Origin of the sequence: Arthrobacter sp. StoSoilA2 (assembly GCF_019977195.1) — a bacterium.
Classification (GTDB): domain Bacteria; phylum Actinomycetota; class Actinomycetes; order Actinomycetales; family Micrococcaceae; genus Arthrobacter.
Genome location: NZ_AP024643.1, coordinates 4,860,759 through 4,880,359, shown reverse-complemented (window position 1 = coordinate 4,880,359; position 19,601 = coordinate 4,860,759). Strand labels below are relative to the sequence as shown.

Annotated in this window: 23 protein-coding genes and 1 tRNA gene; 13 read left to right on the top strand and 11 right to left on the bottom strand. The window is 61.2% G+C overall.

Translation table 11 applies throughout. From position 1 onward, the window contains the following. Positions 1-157: 157 nt before the first annotated feature. Positions 158-1,573 (top strand): amino acid permease, encoded by a 1,416-nt coding sequence (locus LDN82_RS22345; RefSeq protein WP_224165895.1) that lies wholly within the window; start codon positions 158-160, stop codon positions 1,571-1,573. A 60-nt stretch (positions 1,574-1,633) separates the two neighbouring features. Here the strand turns inward: LDN82_RS22345 and LDN82_RS22340 are convergent, their stop codons facing one another. Then, positions 1,634-2,056 carry a hypothetical protein gene (locus tag LDN82_RS22340; protein WP_224165894.1) on the bottom strand — a complete coding sequence of 141 codons (423 nt, stop codon included), beginning with the start codon at positions 2,054-2,056 and terminating at the stop codon, positions 1,634-1,636. Between the two features lie 66 nt (positions 2,057-2,122). Further along, the gene (locus tag LDN82_RS22335; RefSeq protein ID WP_224165893.1) at positions 2,123-2,782 is read right to left on the bottom strand and encodes a DUF1345 domain-containing protein; all 660 of its coding nucleotides are present in this window, start codon (positions 2,780-2,782) and stop codon (positions 2,123-2,125) included. Between the two features lie 135 nt (positions 2,783-2,917). On the opposite strand from LDN82_RS22335, the gene LDN82_RS22330 reads away from it, so the two are divergent. Beyond that, positions 2,918-3,000, top strand: a tRNA-Leu gene (locus tag LDN82_RS22330). A 71-nt stretch (positions 3,001-3,071) separates the two neighbouring features. Here the strand turns inward: LDN82_RS22330 and LDN82_RS22325 are convergent. Next, a complete protein-coding gene (locus LDN82_RS22325) occupies positions 3,072-3,410 on the bottom strand; it encodes a YnfA family protein (protein ID WP_224165892.1) in 339 nt (112 codons plus the stop codon). A gap of 231 nt (positions 3,411-3,641) precedes the next feature. On the opposite strand from LDN82_RS22325, the gene rpsF reads away from it, so the two are divergent. The 4 genes from rpsF (at position 3,642) to rplI (ending at position 5,426) form a co-directional block, all read left to right on the top strand. Beyond that, positions 3,642-3,947, top strand: a complete 306-nt coding sequence (gene rpsF, locus LDN82_RS22320) for a 30S ribosomal protein S6 (RefSeq protein WP_021473324.1) — start codon at positions 3,642-3,644, stop codon at positions 3,945-3,947. Positions 3,948-3,997: 50 nt separating this feature from the next. Next, positions 3,998-4,588, top strand: coding sequence for a single-stranded DNA-binding protein (locus tag LDN82_RS22315; protein ID WP_216924481.1), 591 nt, complete (start codon positions 3,998-4,000; stop codon positions 4,586-4,588). Between the two features lie 127 nt (positions 4,589-4,715). Then, positions 4,716-4,955 (top strand): 30S ribosomal protein S18, encoded by a 240-nt coding sequence (gene rpsR / locus LDN82_RS22310; protein ID WP_003800144.1) that lies wholly within the window; start codon positions 4,716-4,718, stop codon positions 4,953-4,955. A gap of 18 nt (positions 4,956-4,973) precedes the next feature. Further along, the gene (rplI, locus tag LDN82_RS22305) at positions 4,974-5,426 is read left to right on the top strand and encodes a 50S ribosomal protein L9 (protein ID WP_223935139.1); all 453 of its coding nucleotides are present in this window, start codon (positions 4,974-4,976) and stop codon (positions 5,424-5,426) included. Positions 5,427-5,484: 58 nt separating this feature from the next. On the opposite strand, the gene LDN82_RS22300 is transcribed toward rplI, so the two are convergent. Next, positions 5,485-5,913: a DUF1801 domain-containing protein gene (locus LDN82_RS22300; protein WP_224165891.1), complete on the bottom strand. Its 429-nt coding sequence runs from the start codon at positions 5,911-5,913 to the stop codon at positions 5,485-5,487. A gap of 55 nt (positions 5,914-5,968) precedes the next feature. Here LDN82_RS22300 and LDN82_RS22295 point away from each other — a divergent pair, with 55 nt between their 5' ends. The 4 genes from LDN82_RS22295 (at position 5,969) to LDN82_RS22280 (ending at position 10,100) form a co-directional block, all read left to right on the top strand. Next, positions 5,969-6,820: a PhzF family phenazine biosynthesis protein gene (locus tag LDN82_RS22295; RefSeq protein ID WP_224092534.1), complete on the top strand. Its 852-nt coding sequence runs from the start codon at positions 5,969-5,971 to the stop codon at positions 6,818-6,820. Positions 6,821-6,933: 113 nt separating this feature from the next. Beyond that, on the top strand, positions 6,934-7,725 hold the full coding sequence (locus LDN82_RS22290) for an IclR family transcriptional regulator (protein ID WP_224092536.1): 792 nt from the start codon (positions 6,934-6,936) through the stop codon (positions 7,723-7,725). A gap of 57 nt (positions 7,726-7,782) precedes the next feature. After that, positions 7,783-8,682, top strand: coding sequence for a diacylglycerol kinase family protein (locus LDN82_RS22285; protein ID WP_224165890.1), 900 nt, complete (start codon positions 7,783-7,785; stop codon positions 8,680-8,682). A 959-nt stretch (positions 8,683-9,641) separates the two neighbouring features. Beyond that, entirely contained in the window at positions 9,642-10,100 is a 459-nt protein-coding gene (locus LDN82_RS22280) for a hypothetical protein (protein WP_224165889.1), read from the top strand. Between the two features lie 87 nt (positions 10,101-10,187). Here LDN82_RS22280 and LDN82_RS22275 read toward each other — a convergent pair whose 3' ends face one another. Beyond that, positions 10,188-11,072, bottom strand: a complete 885-nt coding sequence (locus LDN82_RS22275) for a hypothetical protein (protein ID WP_224092537.1) — start codon at positions 11,070-11,072, stop codon at positions 10,188-10,190. A 92-nt stretch (positions 11,073-11,164) separates the two neighbouring features. On the opposite strand from LDN82_RS22275, the gene LDN82_RS22270 reads away from it, so the two are divergent. Next, complete coding sequence (locus LDN82_RS22270; RefSeq protein ID WP_224165888.1) at positions 11,165-11,614, top strand: SRPBCC family protein; 450 nt, start codon at positions 11,165-11,167, stop codon at positions 11,612-11,614. On the opposite strand, the gene LDN82_RS22265 is transcribed toward LDN82_RS22270, so the two are convergent. The 5 genes from LDN82_RS22265 to LDN82_RS22245 are packed head-to-tail and all read right to left on the bottom strand — an operon-like array spanning position 11,611 to position 17,263. After that, positions 11,611-12,582: a glycerate kinase gene (locus tag LDN82_RS22265; protein WP_224165887.1), complete on the bottom strand. Its 972-nt coding sequence runs from the start codon at positions 12,580-12,582 to the stop codon at positions 11,611-11,613. The two genes, LDN82_RS22270 and LDN82_RS22265, sit on opposite strands and share 4 nt — an antisense overlap. Then, positions 12,579-13,568, bottom strand: a complete 990-nt coding sequence (locus LDN82_RS22260) for a D-glycerate dehydrogenase (protein WP_224165886.1) — start codon at positions 13,566-13,568, stop codon at positions 12,579-12,581. The genes LDN82_RS22265 and LDN82_RS22260 overlap by 4 nt, the downstream gene beginning before the upstream one ends. Positions 13,569-13,570: 2 nt before the next feature. After that, a complete protein-coding gene (locus tag LDN82_RS22255; protein ID WP_224165885.1) occupies positions 13,571-14,536 on the bottom strand; it encodes a hydroxymethylglutaryl-CoA lyase in 966 nt (321 codons plus the stop codon). Further along, positions 14,533-15,783, bottom strand: a complete 1,251-nt coding sequence (locus LDN82_RS22250) for a CaiB/BaiF CoA-transferase family protein (RefSeq protein ID WP_224165884.1) — start codon at positions 15,781-15,783, stop codon at positions 14,533-14,535. The genes LDN82_RS22255 and LDN82_RS22250 overlap by 4 nt, the downstream gene beginning before the upstream one ends. Positions 15,784-15,829: 46 nt before the next feature. Continuing rightward, positions 15,830-17,263 (bottom strand): SLC13 family permease, encoded by a 1,434-nt coding sequence (locus LDN82_RS22245; RefSeq protein ID WP_224165883.1) that lies wholly within the window; start codon positions 17,261-17,263, stop codon positions 15,830-15,832. Between the two features lie 214 nt (positions 17,264-17,477). On the opposite strand from LDN82_RS22245, the gene LDN82_RS22240 reads away from it, so the two are divergent. Beyond that, positions 17,478-18,593, top strand: a complete 1,116-nt coding sequence (locus LDN82_RS22240; protein ID WP_224165882.1) for an alpha/beta hydrolase — start codon at positions 17,478-17,480, stop codon at positions 18,591-18,593. A gap of 1 nt (position 18,594) precedes the next feature. On the opposite strand, the gene LDN82_RS22235 is transcribed toward LDN82_RS22240, so the two are convergent. Continuing rightward, entirely contained in the window at positions 18,595-18,771 is a 177-nt protein-coding gene (locus LDN82_RS22235) for a hypothetical protein (protein WP_224165881.1), read from the bottom strand. A gap of 178 nt (positions 18,772-18,949) precedes the next feature. On the opposite strand from LDN82_RS22235, the gene LDN82_RS22230 reads away from it, so the two are divergent. Further along, positions 18,950-19,573, top strand: a complete 624-nt coding sequence (locus LDN82_RS22230; protein ID WP_224167597.1) for an FMN reductase — start codon at positions 18,950-18,952, stop codon at positions 19,571-19,573. Positions 19,574-19,601 lie beyond the last annotated feature (28 nt).

The following is a 19,601-nucleotide window of genomic DNA, read 5'->3' as shown; positions in this document are numbered from 1 at the left end:
GTCATACTTTTTGTGCATATTTCCTTTTTTGGGACCGCCAAAATGTACATGCGCACAGGATTTTGCCCTGCGCGGATGGCTACTGTGGGAAAGCCATGTGGCCCGCTGCACATCAACTCGGGCCCCTCTCCAAAGACACTAAGGACGGCGCCGACCCATGCACGCTGACCAACAACTTTCAAAGTCCCTGAAGCCACGACACCTCTCCATGATCGCCATCGCCGGCGTGATTGGTGCTGGGCTGTTTGTGGGTTCCGGAGCCGCTATCCAACAGGCTGGCCCGGGTATCCTCGTCGCCTACTTGGCTGCTGGCCTGGTGGTTATCCTCGTCATGCGAATGCTCGGCGAAATGGCTGCCGCCAACCCGGAAACCGGCTCCTTCTCCACATACGCGGATAAGGCCCTGGGCCGCTGGGCCGGGTTCAGCATTGGCTGGCTCTACGCCTGGTTCTGGATCATCGTGCTCGGCATCGAGGCCACCGCCGGCGCTGCCATCATGCATCGCTGGGTGCCGGGCGTCGACCAGTGGGTTTGGGCGCTGGTGCTCATGGTGCTCCTGACATTGACGAACCTTGGCTCCGTGAAGTCGTACGGCGAGTTCGAATTCTGGTTCGCGTCCATCAAGGTGGCCGCAATCGTCATATTCCTGCTCGCAGGCATCGCCGCAATCCTTGGCTTGATCCCTGGCGTTTCCGCGCCGGGCGTCGCCAACCTCCTGGACCAGGGAGGCTTCATGCCCAACGGTCCGGGTGCGGTCCTTGCCGGCATCCTCGTGGTGGTCTTCTCGTTCTTTGGTGCCGAGATTGCGACGATCGCCGCGGGTGAATCCGAAAACCCCGTAGACGCAGTCAAGAAGGCTGTGAAGTCCACAGTATGGCGCATCTTGATTTTCTACATCGGCTCCATTGCCATAGTGGTCACACTCCTGCCGTGGAACAGCGCTTCGGTCGCCAAGAGCCCGTATGTTGCCGTGATCGAGCTCTACGGAATCCCGGGTGCCGGGACCATCATGGACATCGTGGTCCTCACGTCGGTGCTCTCCTGCCTGAACTCGGGCCTGTACACGGCAAGCCGGATGCTCTTCTCGCTCTCGCAGCGTGGCGACGCCCCCAGGTCCTGGACGAAGATTTCCAAGCGCGGCGTGCCTGCGGCAGCAGTACTTGCCTCCACCGTGGTTGGGTTCATCACTGTCGGCCTGAACTACGTCGCTCCGGACACCGTGTTCCTGTTCCTAGTCAACACCTCCGGCGCCATCGCCTTGTTCGTGTGGCTGGTCATCGCCAGTTCGCAGCTCATCCTCCGCCGACGCATGGGCGCCGCCGCCAAGGATCTGGACCTCAAGATGTGGTTCTTCCCGTACCTCACATGGATCGCGATTGGAAGCATCGTCGCGCTCATCATCGGCATGGTGATACTTGAATCCACGCGGGAATCGCTCTTCCTCTCGTTGGCCCTTGCCGCGGTCGTCGTCGTCATTGGCGTGTTCCGATACCGCAAGGGCGGCACCCCTTCCGCCCCGGTGGATGACGGGGAAGCCGAGCGCGTCACGCTAGGTTCCGGACCGGCGTCGTAAGCGTCCTTTTCGTCCGGGGCAGCCGCCGTCAGCGTTCGACGGCGGCTGCCCCGTTCGTGTTTAAGGCACCTCAACGGGGAGGTACTGGATGGGTCCGGGGCATTGTGCGCCGGTGGTATCCGGAACACCCGGTATGGCAGGGATGTCGAAGACTGCGTCCCGCTGGCGTTTGCCTGTCTCCTTGACCACAACGCGGACCTTGGCCACCACGGCAGGCGGGGAGGCTGTTCGCCCGGCAGGTAGATACGGAGGCTCCTGAGGGACGAGCCAGCGGCCATCCGTCTGCTGTTGGACGGGCCGCGGTGTGCAGCCGTCTCCGAAACATGCTTGGACGCGGCTCGGCGTCGAGCCTATCTTCAGCTCGATGGGAGTGTCGTTTCCCATGGCAGGGCACACGCGCGACTTGTCCACCGCGAACCACACAACTACGCCGATCGCGGCCACCAAAATGATCGCCGCAACCCAAATCAGCCGGGGCTTCATGGCAAGTAGCCTACGCCTGGGCGCGCCCGGGAACCGGGCATTTCGGGCGCCGGGAACTTCTGTGGGCTACTGGGCCAAGCCGATGACCAGGTTGATGGTGACGGCCAGGATGACCGTGCCAAACAGGTAGGACAGAAGGCTGTGCTTCAGGGCCTCGAGCCGGATCCGGTGGTTGCCCAGATTGGTGTCTGAGACCTGGTACGTCATGCCAAGGCTGGTGGCGAGGTACGCGAAATCGGTGTACTGCGGCGGGCGATCCTGGTTGAAGCTGATGCCGCCCATTTCACCACCGGCATCGGCTTCAGGGCTGTAGTACAGCTCGGCATAACGCAGGGTGAAGAGGGTTTGGACAAGCATCCAGGACAGGGCTACGCACGCAAGGGAGAGCGCAGCCGAATAAAAGCGGGTGTCCGTACCTTCAGTGTGCGAGTTGACGATCACTGCGGCAGCGGCGGCGATACTGGCCAGGTTTGCGATGAGGATCAGTACATCGGTAACCCCGCGGGAAGGGTCCTCGGAGGTTGCGTGTTGCTGGGTTTCAGAGGGGTCCATCCGCGCTATCACCAGCCACACCCAGGCAACATAGATCAGCGCTGCCGTGGCCCAGCCGACCGCCGGGGCGTCGACCCAGCTGCCTGCGAGGCCCGTGACCACGAAGGCCGCGGCACCGGCAGCCACCATGACAACGAAACGCACCCGGCTGCGCCTCACTCTCAGTGCATCCATGCCCCCACCCTAGCCCGGGTTCCCCGTTCAATCCGGCGTATCGGGATGCAGGAATCCACGAAATGGGCATCCTCGTGTTAGTGTCTTTGTCGCTGTTACGGAGAAAAGCGAAACACTGTTTCTCCGAATCACCCTGCGCGGGTGGCGGAATGGCAGACGCGCTAGCTTGAGGTGCTAGTCCTCGAAAGGGGGTGGGGGTTCAAGTCCCCCTCCGCGCACAGGAAACCCCTGGAAGATCGCTGATCTTCCAGGGGTTTTGTCGTTTCCCGGCTTTGATTGGAGGCTCCGGTCAAGAGCCGGGCCGCGGCGCGAACATGATGATCCCGACGCCCACAATGCAGAGCACTGCGCCAACCACGTCCCAGCGGTCCGGCCGGAAACCATCGACGAGCATTCCCCATGCGAGGGAACCGACAATGAAGACCCCTCCGTACGCGGCGAGGACGCGGCCGAAGTGGGCGTCGGGTTGGAACGCCGCGACAAAGCCGTAGATGCCCAACACCACCACCCCGAGACCGGCCCACCACCAGGCCTTTCCCTCACGGACCGACTGCCAGATGAGCCAGGCGCCACCTATCTCTGCGACGGCGGCAAGAATGAAGAGGATGGTGGACTTCAGGACGGTCATGCTCCCAGTATTCACGGTCGCTGGACTCAGTTATCCACATACGTCGATTGGCAGGTTCCGGTCGTGGATTCCACCGAATAGCTTTGAGTGCAGGAGATGCACTAAGATATTGAAGTCTGTGTTGCGCCCTCCTTCCGAGTCTTCGGCGGGGGAGCGAGCCACAGCATCGCAAATGAACCTCCTGTTACGGAAATACCGTAACCGCTTAGCCCAAAGGAGGTGGGTTCACATATGCGTCCTTACGAATTGATGGTAATCATCGACCCCGAGGTCGAAGAGCGTACCGTAGAGCCGTCGCTTCAGAAGTTCCTCAATGTCATCACCACCGATGGTGGAACCATCGAAAAGGTTGACATCTGGGGCCGTCGCCGTCTGGCATACGACATCAAGAAGAAGTCCGAAGGTATCTACGCAGTGGTGAACTTCACCGCTGAGCCGGCTACCGCCAAGGAACTTGACCGCCAGCTGTCTCTTAACGAGACGATCATGCGCACCAAGATCATCCGCCCCGAAGACCAGAAGGTCGTTGCTGAGTAATCAGCCCCTTCCAGATCTTTACACCGCAGGAACGAACAAGGAGGCAGTAGATGGCAGGCGAAACGACTATTACGGTCATCGGTAATCTCACCAATGACCCGGAGCTGCGGTTCACCCCGTCTGGCTCAGCAGTAGCGAACTTCACCATCGCTTCTACTCCCCGGACCTTTGACCGTCAGTCGAATGAGTGGAAGGACGGGGAAACCCTGTTCCTCCGCGCTTCCGTCTGGCGCGAAGCTGCCGAGAACGTGGCCGAGTCCCTCACCAAGGGCATGCGCGTCATTGTTTCCGGCCGTTTGAAGAGCCGTTCCTACGAAACCAAGGAAGGCGAGAAGCGCACCGTTATCGAGCTTGAGGTCGATGAAATCGGCCCGAGCCTGCGTTACGCAAACGCCAAAGTCAACCGTACCCAGCGCTCCGGTGGCCAGTTCGGCGCCGGAAACGGTGGCCAGGGTGGCTTCGGTGGCGGTAACGCCGGTGGCTTTGGAGGAGGCGCTGCAGCTGGTGCAAGCCAGGGCGGCAACTCCGGTGGAAACTGGGGCGGCAACCAGCCCGCACAGCAGGATGACCCCTGGGCTACGCCCGGTGTCAGCAATGCAGGCGGCTGGGGCAACGGCCCGGATTCCGAACCTCCCTTCTAAACACCAAGAAAAAGTCCGACGCCGGAACCCGCCGGGACTGCCGCAAGGCACCCGGGCGACTACCGCCGTCGAACACCACCATCCCGTGGATCAATATCCACGGGCTCCATAGAAAAGGAGCTCCACGATGGCTAAGGCTGAACTCCGTAAGCCCAAACCAAAGTCCAACCCCTTGAAGGCCGCTGACATCACTGTCATCGACTACAAGGACGTAGCACTGCTGCGCAAGTTCATCTCCGACCGCGGAAAGATCCGCGCTCGTCGCGTTACTGGCGTTACCGTTCAGGAACAGCGCAAGATCGCCCAGGCAATCAAGAACGCCCGCGAAGTTGCTCTGCTGCCTTACTCCGGCGCTGGCCGCGGCTAAGGGAAGGGATTAACTAACATGGCAAAGCTCATTCTGACCCACGAAGTAACCGGTCTCGGTGCTGCTGGCGACGTTGTCGAGGTCAAGGACGGTTACGCACGTAACTTCCTGCTGCCCCGCGGCTTCGCTCTGACCTGGACCAAGGGTGGCGAGAAGCAGGTTGAGTCCATCAAGGCTGCCCGCGCTGCTCGTGCCCACGCTTCTGTTGAAGCTGCACAGGCACAGGCTCAGGCTCTGTCCTCCAAGAAGGTCAAGCTCGAGGTGAAGGCCGGCGAGTCCGGTCGTCTCTTCGGCACTGTCAAGCCTGCTGATGTCGCTGCTGCTGTTGAGGCCGCTGGCCTTGGCGCCATCGACAAGCGCAACGTTGAACTGCCGAACCACATCAAGTCTGTCGGTTCGTACCAGGCCAACGTTCGCCTGCACGAGGATGTTTCCGCTGTTATCGACCTCGAGGTCGTAGCAGGGAAGTAGTCTCTGACTGCTAAGAAGGACCCCCGTCACCGGTTTCCGGTGGTGGGGGTCCTTTTGCTTACGAGGTCGGCGTGTGGAGCTCCGACATGACGTGTTGGTAGCCCGTCCTGATCATTTCTGCGAGGACCTCACGGTCCACGTCGTCCAGCCGGTTGATGTACAAACATGCAGCCCCGGTCTTGTGCTTCCCCAACTCAGGAAGTAGTCGATCCGCGTCGGGACCGTACGTGAGGCCATAAAGTGCCAGGTTGGACTTGCGCGGTGAGAATCCGACGGCGGCGGAGTCACCTTCGCGTCCACTCTCGTATTTGTAGTGGTAGCTGCCGAATCCGACGATCGTCGGCCCCCACATGACGCCTTCCTTTCCAGTGATCTCCTGCATCATCCGCCGCAGCTCCAACCCGTCGGCGCGCCGGCCGGGGTGCTCCACCGCGGACAGGAATTCATCCACGGACATGCCCGTGGGCTGGGTCTTGTTCTCTGCCATGGTCGTAGTTTCGCAGACACGCGGTTGGCCGGCCACCCAGTGATAGCCTGCAGCGGTGACTTCAGAATCCTTGCGTATCCGCCCCTTCCACCAGGTCGACGTCTTCTCGGCCCAGCCGTATCGCGGTAATCCCCTCGCAGTTGTGGTTGATGCAGAGGGACTGAGCAGCGAGACAATGCAGCACTTCGCCAACTGGACCAACCTTTCCGAGACCACCTTCCTTCTTCCTCCCACGGATCCGCGTGCCGATTACCGTGTGCGCATCTTTACTGGCAGCGAGGAGTTCCCGTTCGCCGGGCACCCAACCCTCGGTTCCGCCCACACCTGGCTGCAGGCCGGTGGAGAGCCCAAGACGGATGGCGTGCTGGTGCAGGAATGCGGCGCAGGTTTGGTTCGAGTGAAGCACGACGCCGGAAGGCTGGCTTTCGCTGCACCACCACTGACCCGCTTCGAAGCAGTGGACGCTGCCGTTCGTTCCCAGCTGGCAGCCGGTCTGAGGCTTTCGGAGGACGCCTTGCTGGACGCATCATGGCTGGTAAATGGCCCGGAGTGGGTTGGTGTCCTGCTTGAGTCTGCAGAACAGGTCCTGGCGATCGAACCGGATCTCGTGGCAATGGGTGACCTCAAGGTCGGGGTGATCGGCCCACACGAGCCTGGGTCCGACGTCGACTTTGAAGTGCGCACGTTCATTCCGGGCGACGCCATGGTGGAAGATCCCGTGACCGGAAGTTTCAACGCCGGTGCAGCGCAGTGGCTGATCGGCACGGGGCGGGCACCTGATGAATACGTGGCGGCGCAGGGCACTGCCTTGGGCAGGGCGGGGCGCATCCATGTGAAGGCTGAGGACGGTGACATCTGGATCGGAGGGGCATCGGCTACGTGCATCCAGGGCACCGTGCTGCTCTAGCCCCCCAAGTGGGTAGCAGCTGATGCCCTTATGAACGCTCAAAACGGCATCATCTGCTACCTACTTGGGGGATGGATTGGCGTCCCCCCGGGCGAGCGTTTAGCGTGAGACTTATGTCAGCATCCGATGCTTCCGCGAAGGCCAACGGCAACCCTTTGCTTGTCCTTGGCAAGATCACGTCCATCCTGGACGCCTTCTCCCTGTCGAAGCCGGTGCTGCAGCTGAGCGACATTCGTGAGCACACGGGGATGCCGACCTCCACGGTGCAGCGTCTCGTCACCAACCTGACGTCCCAAGGATTCCTGGACCGGGAAGGCGACGCGTACCGCATTGGCATGCGGATGGCGTATTGGGCAGCTCCGGCCACCCGTGGCATGGAAGTGGTTGACATTCTAAGCCCGCTGCTCAAGACGTTGCGCGATACTACCGGTGAGACTGCGTGCTTCTTCAAAGCAGAACAGCACTACCGCGTTTGCGTCGCCATGGCAGATACCCGTCACGCGCTCCGGCGTGAGATGCACCTTGGCAAGATCATCCCGCTTCATGCGGGTTCGGCGGGAAGGGTCCTGCTTGCTTGGTCTCCTGAACTGATGGAGGCTGTCCTTCAGGACCCGTTGGAGCCGATCACGGACTACACCATCACCAGTTCCGAGGAATTGGAGACAGCAGTCAAGAAGACGCGGGCGGATGGCTTTGCTATTACCGTGGGGGAGCGGGAAGACGGTGCCTCCGGGCTATCGGCGCCTGTGTTCGATTCAGCTGCTGCCCTGGTGGGAGCAGTCACCATCAGCGGCCCGACGCTGCGGATGCCGCTGGAGACGTGCCAGGCGTGGGTGGAACCTTTGCTCGCAACAGCGGAACACATGACCAGACTCATCGGCGGGCGGTTCCCGGGGGAGTCGTAAGGGCTATTAAGAGCTAACGGGTAGTAACCAAACGGGCGTACACGCAAGGAGCACATTATGCATTCTGCACGGAATTTTGAATCGATCGCCATTATTTTCAATCCCAACAGCACAGGTGATGCACCCGAACTGGCTGAGCAATTACAGGTCAAGCTGAAGGACATGCTCTCCTACGCGCCAGAGATTACCCTGCAGCCTACTGAACACGCTGGACATGCCGTTGAGCTGGCCAGGACGGCGGCGGCAAAGGGAGGCGACGTCCTGGTTGTCTCCGTGAGTGGTGACGGTGGCTATAACGAGGTTGTCAACGGAGTAATGCAGGCCGGGAACCCGCAAGCCGTGTGTGCGGTCATGGCTGCGGGCAACGCCAACGATCACCGACGGATCACGGGAACCAAGCCACTGGAAGAAGCTATTGCTGAGGGCCACGTCCGGAAGATTGACCTCTTGAGCATTCACACAGGCCAAAAAGAAGGCCAGCCTTTGGAATATGCGCATTCCTATATCGGATTTGGTCTCACACCTGTTGTGGCCACTGAGCTCGAAAAGGGCAGCAAGGGAGCCCTGACTGAAATGGTCTCCGTCATTAAGACGTTTTCAAAATTCGAGCCATTCGCCATCCGCACATCCGATGGCAAACGCAGGAAATTCGACAGCCTGGTTTTCGCCAACATCCCCGAAATGGCCAAGTACGCCACACTCAGCGAGGCCGAAGATCACCCCTCTGACGGAAAATTCGAAGTCATCGTCTTTCCACACATGCCCAAATGGCGTGTGCTGCTGACAGCCCTCCGCGCAACCACCCAGGGCCTGGGTGATCAGCCGAGCGTGAGCAGCTACGAATTCACTACTCTCAAACCCCTGCCATACCAGATGGACGGTGAAGTGAAGACGGTGGAAGCCAATGTGAAAGTCAGGGTGGAATGCGCTCCGGCCGCCTTGGCTACGGTGGGCTAAGGCCAGCTTCACTGGGCTGCAAGATCGGCTACATGGATTCGGCGGTCTACTCGTTCATAGTGAGTCTCTGGAACGTGTTCTGCTCGTCCGGTTCTTAGGCAAGAATCGCCGTTCAATGCGTATGAAATTCTACGTGTTGCCATCGATCAAATCTCAACGCTGCGGCACTAACGGTCAAGCTGGCCCGACATGCCATTCGAGCGCATAGGCCGCACTTCCAGCGCGGCCTATGTCTGCCAGTTCTTGAGGGAAACTCCGGCTCGATGATGCCGCAAAAAAAATTCTCCTCGATCCTGGGTAATTAGAACTGCGTCACGTTTCCGTGTGCGCGCACACCTAGTAGGTGTCGGCACGTCAGTGTTGGCCTGGTGACGCGGGCGGAGTGAGGCAGTGACGGCCGTATTCTATTGTGCGAAAACGTATATAGGGAATTTAGGTAGTAGGGCGAGTTTTGAATTCGAGGCATTGGAGGATTTTATGCGTCTCTTACAAAAAACATTACTGGCAGGAAGCCTAGCGACAGCCCTGGCACTGTTGCCCACTGCTGCGCACGCGGGTAATGCGCCCGGAGATCGAGGTGTCTCCACGGTTAGCGGAATTCAATATTGGAATCAGGCCAACGTCATCGTGCAAAGTACTCAGGCTTGGGGAGAAACGAGAAGCGGACCGGACACGCATTGTGTCTCAGCAGGTTCGATCGCTGCTAAAGCGAAGCTCTTTGAGAGTTCGGCGAGCGGCACTGGCGCTGCTCTGAGGTCTGAAGGTCCTTGGTACTACACCGAGGTCACCCTCTGCCCTGGCGAGTGGCGGGGGTACACGGCTTACTACAACTTTGGTGGAGGAATGCGGTACTTCTACAGCCACGGTGAAACCATGGCTTGGAACACGTGGTCAAGCTCCTATAACCAGTACTCGACTATTCCAGGGAAAGTCCAGAACCCATGATTTCGGAGCGGCAAATGAAACGTCTGTTGAAAACCCGAACCACAACTGTCCTTTTAGGAGCAATTCTTCTCGGCGGTGCCGGAATCGGAGTTGCCAGCGCTACATCCCAGCCCACAGTCACTCCCGAAGTATCGCCCCAATCGCCCGCCGTCGTGTTGAGTGACGCCCCCTTCGAGAAAAATGCCGCTGGCCAAACGTATGGGCTTCCAACTGAGGTCGAGGGGGTTTCCGTTGAACCGGACCTGATTCGGGCCTATGCAACCAACGATCGAATTGGGTACGTCAAGAACAGCGAACGAAAAGTAGCAAGTGGCGATCCGTCGCTATTCAAGTCGCCAGAAGAAGCATTGCATTGGCAGGCAAACCGACCGAAGGGTCCGGTGAGTATCCCGGTCTACGACCTCGACGGCGTCACGGTCATAGGTGAGTTCGTCTTCTCAGAGGGGACCGTCACTTCGAGTACTGACAAATAGATAAGGCGGGATTGAACGGCTCACCCCGGAGCGCAGCCAGCTTCGGGGTGACGTCTGTCCTTCCGGCAATCGACATCAAGCGAACCCTCACTTTCCACCGCAGGCCGCCGTCACGAAGTCGTAGATACGCCCACGTAACTCATTCGGTGCTGCAACCTTCAGCACGCCTTCCCGTGCGCCCACCGAAATCCTCAGCGGCAACAGCGTTCCCACCTTATCCTCGGCCACTGCATGCGGGTCGCATCGCGCCGGACGGATCGTCACGGGTAACTCCCGCATGGCCGCGTCAGAGGCTATCGTGATGTCGCGGGGCCAGGGATCCGCAGGCGATTCGGCCAGCAGGGTGGTTCCGTCGATGGACTTGATCATGAGCTTTTGGGGCGACTGACCGGGGGTGCTCACAGGGGTGATGACAAGACGCACGACGGCGGTGCGGCCATCCGGGGCCACCTCAAGGGCGGGGTCCAAGACGATGGCGGCTACGGAGGCAGCATCGGCTCCCAAACACAGCTCGTCGCTGTTCCGGGGCAGGACGTTGAACGGATCCCGCGCCTCAACCGAGGTTTCCGTGGGTCCCTGAGTTGGTTCCGAATATTGAACGACGGCCTTGACGGGTTCAGAAGATAACTGCCTGCAATGCGGAGCAGGCAAATTGGCGGGAAGGCTCTTGGGCTGCCGGGGTGGTAGCTCCAGAACGCCCGTTGTTGGCTCCCAGATAATGTCTTTCTCAAACAACGGGGAGCTCAGCCGCGCACCACTCACGGTAAGGGGATTGTCTGTGGTGTTGGTGAGCTGTATGAGGATGGCTTGCTTGCCGTATTGGTCGCGGGACTGATTGACCTCCACGATGATGGGCTGATCCTTGGAGGTGGTCGGCGGTTCCTGGCGGCGGACACCGTCACATGACGCCAGAGGCAGCATGGACACCAGAGCTACGCATGCCGCCCAGTAACGCCACTCCCTGATGACCATGCCAACAGTGTAGGCGGGCTATGGCAGTCAATTTGTAAGCATGCTTAGCTTAGTCTCACCACAGATGCCGAAGGCACACAGAAGGGAAATCCATGTCCACCGTTACCCAGCTGTTCAACACAACTGCCGCCGACGTCTGGAATGTCATCGCCGATGGCTGGCTCTACTCCGGGTGGGTAGTTGGCGCCTCAAGGATTCGTGCGGTGGATGATCATTGGCCACAGGTCGGTTCAAAGCTGCATCACTCCGTGGGAGCCTGGCCGCTCCTTCTCAACGACAGCACCAGCGTCACCGCCGTGGAACCTGGACGGAGCCTGGAACTTTTAGCCCGTGGCTGGCCCGTAGGTGAGGCAAAAGTGCGCATTACCTTGAAGGATCTGGGTGGCAACCAGTGCCGCGTTTCCATGGCTGAGGACGCCACCCGGGGCCCGGGAAAGGTGGTGCCGAAGGTGCTCCGGGATCCCATCATCACCGTCCGCAACCGCGAGACACTAAAACGGCTGGAGTTGATGGCAGCCGGCGGAGCGGGGAAGCCAAGCTAGAGCCTTGCGACGGCCAGCCCGGCAGCCCGCATCGCCTCGGCATCAGTCGCTACCAACACCGAAGCAAAGTTCTCCGCATATCTGCCCAAGTCGTCTGCGACGCACCCCACTACGGCCACCACCGGGATCTCCCGCGGACTCTTCCGAACGCGTTTGAGGATGGCGGAGATGATCTTTCCCTCTCCGGTTTGCGAATCCAGCCGGCCTTCACCAACCACCACGGCCTCAGCCGATTCAAGGAGCCTGTCAAAACCGGAGGCGTCAAGCACCGCCTCCGCTCCGGATACGAGTTCTGCGCCGAAGTGCGCCCAGAGGCCGCCGGATAGCCCTCCGGCCGCGCCGGTGCGCGGCACGTTTGAAGGGTCTCGAGGAAGGGACGTGGCGAGCTGCCGCAATCGTTCTTCCAACAGCTGAACCGTGGCGGGATCGGCGCCTTTCTGCGGTCCGAAGATCCTTGGCGCATCCAGGAACGAGGTGGTCACGTCGGAAAGCACAGTGATCCTGGCGCGGCCAAGGCCCCCATTTTCCTTGATGGCTCGAACGGCTCCGAGGCCTCCATCTGTGGTCGCGGAGCCGCCCGCCGCCACCAGAACACTCGACGCTCCAAGGTCCACGGCAGCAGCAATCAGGAGCCCCGTCCCATAGGTGCTGGCGGACATACTGTCCTGGGGGCTGTTCCGCGCGGCAGATATCCCGCTCGCCTGCGCCACCTCGACGACGGCGGTCCCGTCGGGTGCCATCCCCAGAATCGCCCGGAGCGGCTCGCCCCAAGAATTGACGACGTCGACACTCACCGGCGAGGCGCGAAGGCTGCGGCAGAGTGCTTCGAAAGTCCCCTCACCGCCGTCGGCGACAGGTAGCTGAGTAGCCGAGCCGCCGCCGTCGTGAATTCCTGCTGCGATAGCAGACGCAACCTCAGCAGCCGTATACGTGCCCTTGAAACTGTCAGGGGCAACCAGAATGCTCATGCTCTGGCGAGAGGGTTGACGGCGTGCAGTGGCAGGTTGCCCTCGGCGATTGCGATCGCGTTGAGGGCGCTGAGCCTGGCCATTTCGGCGCGGACAGGGACGGTTGCGCTGCCGACGTGTGGCAGGAGAACCGTGTTTGGCAGGTCGGCGAGTCCGGGCGAGAGGCGGGGCTCGTCCTCGAACACGTCCAAACCAGCCCCGGCGATGACACCGGCGCGGAGGGCCTCCACGAGAGAGGCTTCGTCCACCACGGGACCTCGGGCAGTGTTGATGAGGATGGCATCGGGCTTCATCCGCGCCAGCACGTCGGCGTTTACCAGGTGTCGGGTCTGTTCGTTCAGCGGAACATGCAGTGAGAGGAAGTCGCTGCGCTTCACCAGCTCGAGCCAAGGCACTTGCCGGACCTTTCCTGCGAACTCACCGAGTTCCTGGTCGGAGACCGGACGGTCGCCGGGTGGCCGTGGGGCGAAGAGCACTTCCATGCCGAAACCCAGGGCCCGCCGAGCTACGGCGCGGGCGATCCTGCCGAAACCAGCCAGGCCCAGGACGGCGCCTGAGACGTCCCGCCCGAGCATGAACTCCGGTTCCCATCCGAGGAACTTTCCTTCGCGGACAACCCTGTCGGCTTCCACCACGCGGCGTGCAGTACCGAGGATGAGCAGCATGGTGATATCCGCCGTCGCGTCGGTCAGGACGCCGGGTGTATTGCCAACGAGGATGCCGTGCCGGGTGGCGGCTTCGACGTCGATGTTGTTGTAGCCTACGGCGTAGTTTGAAACGCCTTTCACCCGCGCCCCGGCCAGCAGTGGTTCGTCGATGACGTCGCGTAATTGGGTGAGGACAACGTCGTAGTCTCCCGAAGCGCACAAGCTTGAAAGTGTTGCGTAATCAGGTGGCTGGGGAAGGACCGTGACCTGGCCGGCGTCGGAGAGCAATTGCAGACCGGGCTCAGGGATGGCCGTAGTGACAAGGAAGTGGTTGCCCACGGTTAGTTGCTCCCTGTGGAGGACGGGATGACCCAGTCGAAAGCTGCAGCCCGGGAGCGCGCGCCTTGGGCAGCCTTTGAACGGTTGGGCTCGCCCAGCTCGGCAAGCAGCTTCTCTGACAGGACCACGAGTTCGCCAAACACGTCCGGCGTGAGCCATTCGGGACGTGTGGCGAACAGGATGTCCTCGCTGGAGGTGTTGCCGCTGGCGCCGGGCGCGAACGGGCAACCGCCCAGGCCGCCCAAAGCGCCGTCCACCATAGCGGCGCCCGCCTGGATTGCAGCGAGGGTGTTGGCCACGCCCAAGCCCCAGGTGTCGTGACCGTGATAGACGATCCGCCGGGCAGGGGATTCATCCCGTACCCGCGTGATCAGGCTGGACACCTGGGCGGGAACGGCCTGCCCCAAGGTGTCGCAAATGACGATGTCCGTGGTGCCCTCGGCCCGGGGATCGTTGGCGATCGAAAGGATCCGCTCCTCCGGCACGTAGCCCTCGAAAGGACAGGTGAAGGACGTTGCGATGCAGAGTTGTATCTGGCCTCCGGCTGCCCGGGCGTACTCAACCGCCTCGGGCAAAGCCCCCAGGCTTTCGTCCGTGGTGCGGCCAATGTTCGCCTTGTTATGTGAATCGGAAGCAGACAGGCAGTATTGGAAATTCCGTGCGCCCGCAGCAGATGCCTTGGCAACGTGGCCGGGTGTCGCTACCCAGATCCAGCACTTTTCCAGTTCCTCGGGAGTGAGCGCCTGGACTACTTCCAAGGTGTTCGCCATGGTGGGGACCAGGTCAGCCCGGGCCATGGATCCCAGCTCAATGGCCGGCACGCCCAGCCGCAGTAACTCACGCACCGTTTCGATCTTCTGCTCAGTGGGCAGGAGTTTGCCGGTGAGCTGAAGCCCGTCCCTCAGGGTGACGTCCCGCAGGATGGTGTTGCCCAGTGTTGTGGCAAGGGGGCTTTCAAAGCGGTTCATGGTCGGAGAGCCTCCTCGCGGCCCGAAGCCGCATCGATTTGCGCAGCATCCAAGTGAAGGAGCCCGCCAAGGATTTCTTCAGTGTTTTCGCCGAGATCCGGTCCCAGGTTGCGGATGGGCAGGGACTGGTCTCCGATCACGGGAACGATGCCCGGGAAACCTACCCCCGGAAGGATCTCCTCGCCAGTGGAAACGTCGAACTTCTGGATCATGTTGCGGGCCGCGTACTGGCTGTCCGTGCTGATGTCCGCGGCTGTGTAGATGGGACCAGCCGGAACCCCAACGGCGTCCAGGGCTGCCAAAGCTTCAGGAGCTGTCAGCTGCGCGGACCATTCGCCGATGGCTTGGTCCAGTTCCTCGCGGCGTGCCCAGCGTCCTGCATTGCTCTGCAGCTCGGGATCCTTGGCGAGGTCCGCCCGGCCGATGGTTTCCATGTACCGCTGGTAAATGGAGTCCCCGTTGCCGGCCACCACAATGCTGGCGCCGTCCTTGCAGACATAGGCGTTGGAGGGAGCGATCCCTTCCATGCGGCCGCCAACGCGCTGCCGGTCCACGCCATAGGCCTGGTAATCCGGAATGAGCGATTCCATCATGGAGAACATCGCCTCGTTCAGCGCGACGTCGATGATGCGCTCGGTGAGCGGCACAGCGCCAGCCGAGTCCCGGCGTCGTGCTTCACGCTGGTACAGGCTCATCATGGAGCCGAAGGCGGCGTAAAGGCCCGCGATCGAGTCTCCGATGGAGACGCCCACGCGGACGGGCGCGCGGTCCGGATCGCCCACCAGGTTGCGGAACCCGCTATACGCTTCGGCGACGGCGGCAAAACCGGGCCGCTCGGACAGTGGCCCCGTCTGCCCAAAGGCAGAGATGCGGGTGACGATGAGGTCCGGATTGGCCTGGTTGAGGACTTCGGGGCCGAGGCCCCACTTTTCCAGCGTTCCAGGACGGAAGTTCTCCAGCAGGATGTCGCATTTTGCAACGAGCGCCAACACGGCCTGCCGGCCCGCTTCCGTTCGGAGATCCAGGACCACTGACTTCTTGTTGCGGTTCAGCGTGCGGTAGAGCATCGACGTGTTGCCCTTGTGGAGGCGCCAATTGCGGAGCTCGTCTCCGGTGCCTGGACGCTCGACCTTGATGACTTCAGCACCGAAATCGGCGAGCAGCCTGCCAGCCGTGGGAGCGGCGATGTAATTGCCGAGTTCGAGGACTCGAACGCCGTCCAATGGGGCGATTGTTTGGTGTGTCATGGTCTTCTCTCGTGCGTGCTTCGTGATGGGACGGTTGGCGGGGCGATTAGAACAGCAGGCTCATGGGCAGGATCAGCAAGATCGCGACCACCGAGGCTACCGAAACTCCCACGGTGACCGATTTCAATGCACCCCTCACACTCTGGCCCAAAAGGGACTGCAGGAGCCAGAACGTGTTGCTGGTGACGTGAACCATGAAGAGCGATCCGGCGCCGGCTGCGAGGGCGAGCAGTACTGGATCCAGGCCGATCGCGGGAGCGATGGGTGCCAGCAGGCCGGCTGCCGTAATGGCGGACAGGGTGACAGACCCGACGGCGATGTGCAGCACTGCGGCGATGGCCCAGACCACCAGGAGCGGGGCGACGGTGCTCGCTGAGAAGAAGCCACCAAGGATATCGCCGAGGCCGGCGGCCTTTACCGTGGCCGCCAAGGATCCGCCCACACCGGTGAGGATCAGGATCTGGCCGCTTTCCTTGAAGCCGACAGTGATGGCCTCCTCAACCTTCTTCTGCCCGATGGATGCACGGGTGACAAGGCACGTACCAATGAGTCCGATGAGAAGGGCGATGACGGGTTCGCCAAGCAATTGGAGCCAGGGCAGATCAATCTTGAAAATCTGCAGGATGGCTCCGGCGCCGATGAGGATCAGGGAAGTCAGGAGCGGTGCAAAGAGCATGATCAGCGGCTTCTCTTTGCTCTCGCGTTCGGCAACAGCCACTGCAGCGCCGGTTGGCTTCGTGTTGGAGCCGACTGCGGACTTGCCGGCGGTATTTGTTGCGGGGAGGGGGCCGCTGGTGGGCTCCTCGCCCTCGCTGTCTTCCTCGGCCACGAAGGTGTGGTCCTCGTCCTTGGTTTCATTCCAGAAACCGCGGCGGAAGAGGAACGTCATGATGGCAATGGAAATGATGATGATCGGAATAACCAGCAACAGGCCGAAGAGCAGCATCTTGCCGAGTGGAACGTTGAGGAGGCCTGCCAAGGCCAGCGAGGCTACGCCCGGAACCGTAAAGACAATGCCGCATTCCAGGGCGATGGCCATGGCGGTTGCCATGCGGGCTGTACCCAGCTTTCCGATTTTCGGGGCGAGTTTGCGGGCCAGCGGGGCTGAGATGACGAGCAGGACGTCAAGGAAGATGGACTGGAGGAGTGTGCCTATTGCCAGGCCCATCGTGTAAGGCAGGCGTTTCGGGCCAAAAGTCTTGAGCAGATGCTCCACAAGGCGCCGGATGGCGCCACTCTGATTGAGGATGGAGCCCATTAAGACGCCGAAGGCGATGAGCAGGCCGACGTCCACCATGATCTCACCGAAGCCGGAGGTGATGGTTTTGACGGTCTTTTCGACGCCGAGGCCGACGGCCAGGCCCAGGTATACGGAGGCGATGACCAGGGAGATGACGGGGTTGACTCTGAAGCGGACGATCAGCACGACGGCGGCCAAGACCGCTACAGCTGTGTTGATCAGAACAGCAATGTCTGACATGGGGGAATCCGATCGTTGGGCCTTCCACTCTGAAGGCTTGGAATTGATGCGCGCCGTGAGACAGGCCACATCACTGATCCCATATTATGAGTTTAAACTCATATTGCAAGCCTCTTCGACAAATTAGACTGAGCCAATTGGGTGGCCGGTCCTTCATGATCCAGCCCCGCAGACTTAGCATGGTCCACAGGTGCACCAACTGGGGGAGTGTGTAATGGGGCCATTGGAATCGACTCAAGCCAACGTGACTGGCGCGGCAACAGCCCGGACGGATGAGGGAGGTGGTTCCCCTTTAGGTCCCGGTTCCAGGGCAGCTGTGCAGGCCAAACGACGGCGTCCTGCCCGAGTGAGGAAACTCGACCTCGCCATCATTCTGATCTTGGTCATCCTGCTTGCCCTGTCGGCCACTCCTTGGCCCTCCGCCATGTTGATTCGCAGTGTTTTTGAGCGCGGAGCGCAGTCCACCATTGACGAGATGGCGCCCTACGTCCCGGACACTCCGTTGGAGGAGCGGGCCGGTGTCGTTTATAAGCCCGGTTCTACTTTCGATGTTTTCAGTCCTGCCGGCACTACCGAGGCGCTCCCGACGATCGTCTGGATCCATGGCGGTGCGTGGATCTCGGGGGCTCAAGGCGATGTGGAACCCTATCTTCGGATTCTTGCTGCCGAGGGCTACACGACCATTGGGGTGAGCTACCCGATCGCGCCGGAGGCCGTCTACCCCACCGCGATACGGGACATCAACGATGCGCTCGGCTACATCAAAGCGCACGCCAGTGAATTGAACGTGGACACCACCCGGATTGTTCTGGCTGGCGATTCAGCAGGCGCGCAGTTGGCCAGCCAAATGACCACTCTCACTGTTAACCCCGAGTATGCCAACCTGATGGGGATCCAGCCCGCGCTCCAGAAATCGGACCTCGCGGCCACCATCCTGCATTGCGGTGTGTATGACCTGCGGGCCATGGCCGACCTCAATGGCCTGGTTGCGTGGGGCTTCAAAACCTCGCTGTGGGCCTACACCGGAACGAAGGACTGGTCCTCCACATATGCGGGCAGCACCATGTCCACCATTGATTTTGTAACCAAGGATTTCCCGCCGACCTTCATCAGCGGCGGCAACGGCGATGGTCTGACGTGGCTTCAGTCGGTTCCCTACAGCAATCGCCTGAAGGAAGCGGGTGTTCCGGTGACCGAATTGTTTTGGGCCGCGGACCACGATCCCGAACTGCCGCATGAGTACCAGTTCCACTTGAACTTCGCCGAGGCGCGCGATGCCAGGGACAAGACCTTCGACTTCCTGTCCACGCACGCCGCCAGGTCGAAGTGAGCTAAATGTGGGGAAGAGTGGAGTACGGCCGGCTTGGGAGGTGTCCCGCTGACCATGGCCGAACCGGGGGTTCCAGTGGAATCTCCCCGCGACCGTCGCGGATCACCAACGCCACCGTGCCTATCGCCGCGGCAAGGGAAGCCGCACCCAACAAGACCAGGACAACAACAAAAGCCATAGACATCGCCATGCACCTCTAGCCTTAATTTTACCGTCGTTCGTCGCTCGACGTCCGGATGGGACCTGGCTCTTCAGCTGTGACCGTACCTGCGGGAATAGTTCGTGATGCTCCCTCGTTCACTCATTTAGATGCATATGCATGTAAGCTGGGAATGAACGAGCAACAGGAGAATGCCATGGAAACCCGCCGCATCACCGTCCTTTCCGCCGGACTCGGCGTCCCGTCGTCGAGCCGCCTGCTGGCGGACCAACTGGCCGCCTCCGCCGAGCGGCAGTTGCGCGCGGCAGGATATGAGGTGAGGATTGACGTCGTCGAGCTGCGGGACCTGGCGGTGGACATCGCCAACAACTTCGTGACCGGCTATGCCGCGCCCCGCCTCGCAGAAGTGATCGCCGGCGTCGAGGATTCAGACGGAATCATCGCCGTCAGTCCCGTTTTCAGCGCGTCCTATAGCGGCCTCTTCAAGTCGTTCATCGACGTCCTGGACCCCAAGTCCCTCGACGGCAAAGCCGTACTGCTTGGCGCCACAGGCGGCACCGACCGCCACCAGATGGTCCTGGACTATGCCATGCGGCCGCTGTTCAGCTACCTCAGGACCCGCACGGCTGCCACCGGCGTCTTCGCCGGGCCCCAGGACTGGGGAAACGACGACGGCGGCTCGCCCCTCTCAGCGCGAGTGGACCGGGCGGCCGGCGAACTCGTGCAACTGCTCAGTGGCGCCCAGCCGGGCCGCAAGGCCCCGGCGCTGGAGTCACTGCCCTTCGAACAGCTGCTGGCCGGCATTTCAGCCGGCAGGTAGTCCGAACTTTTCACCGGGTCCGATCGTT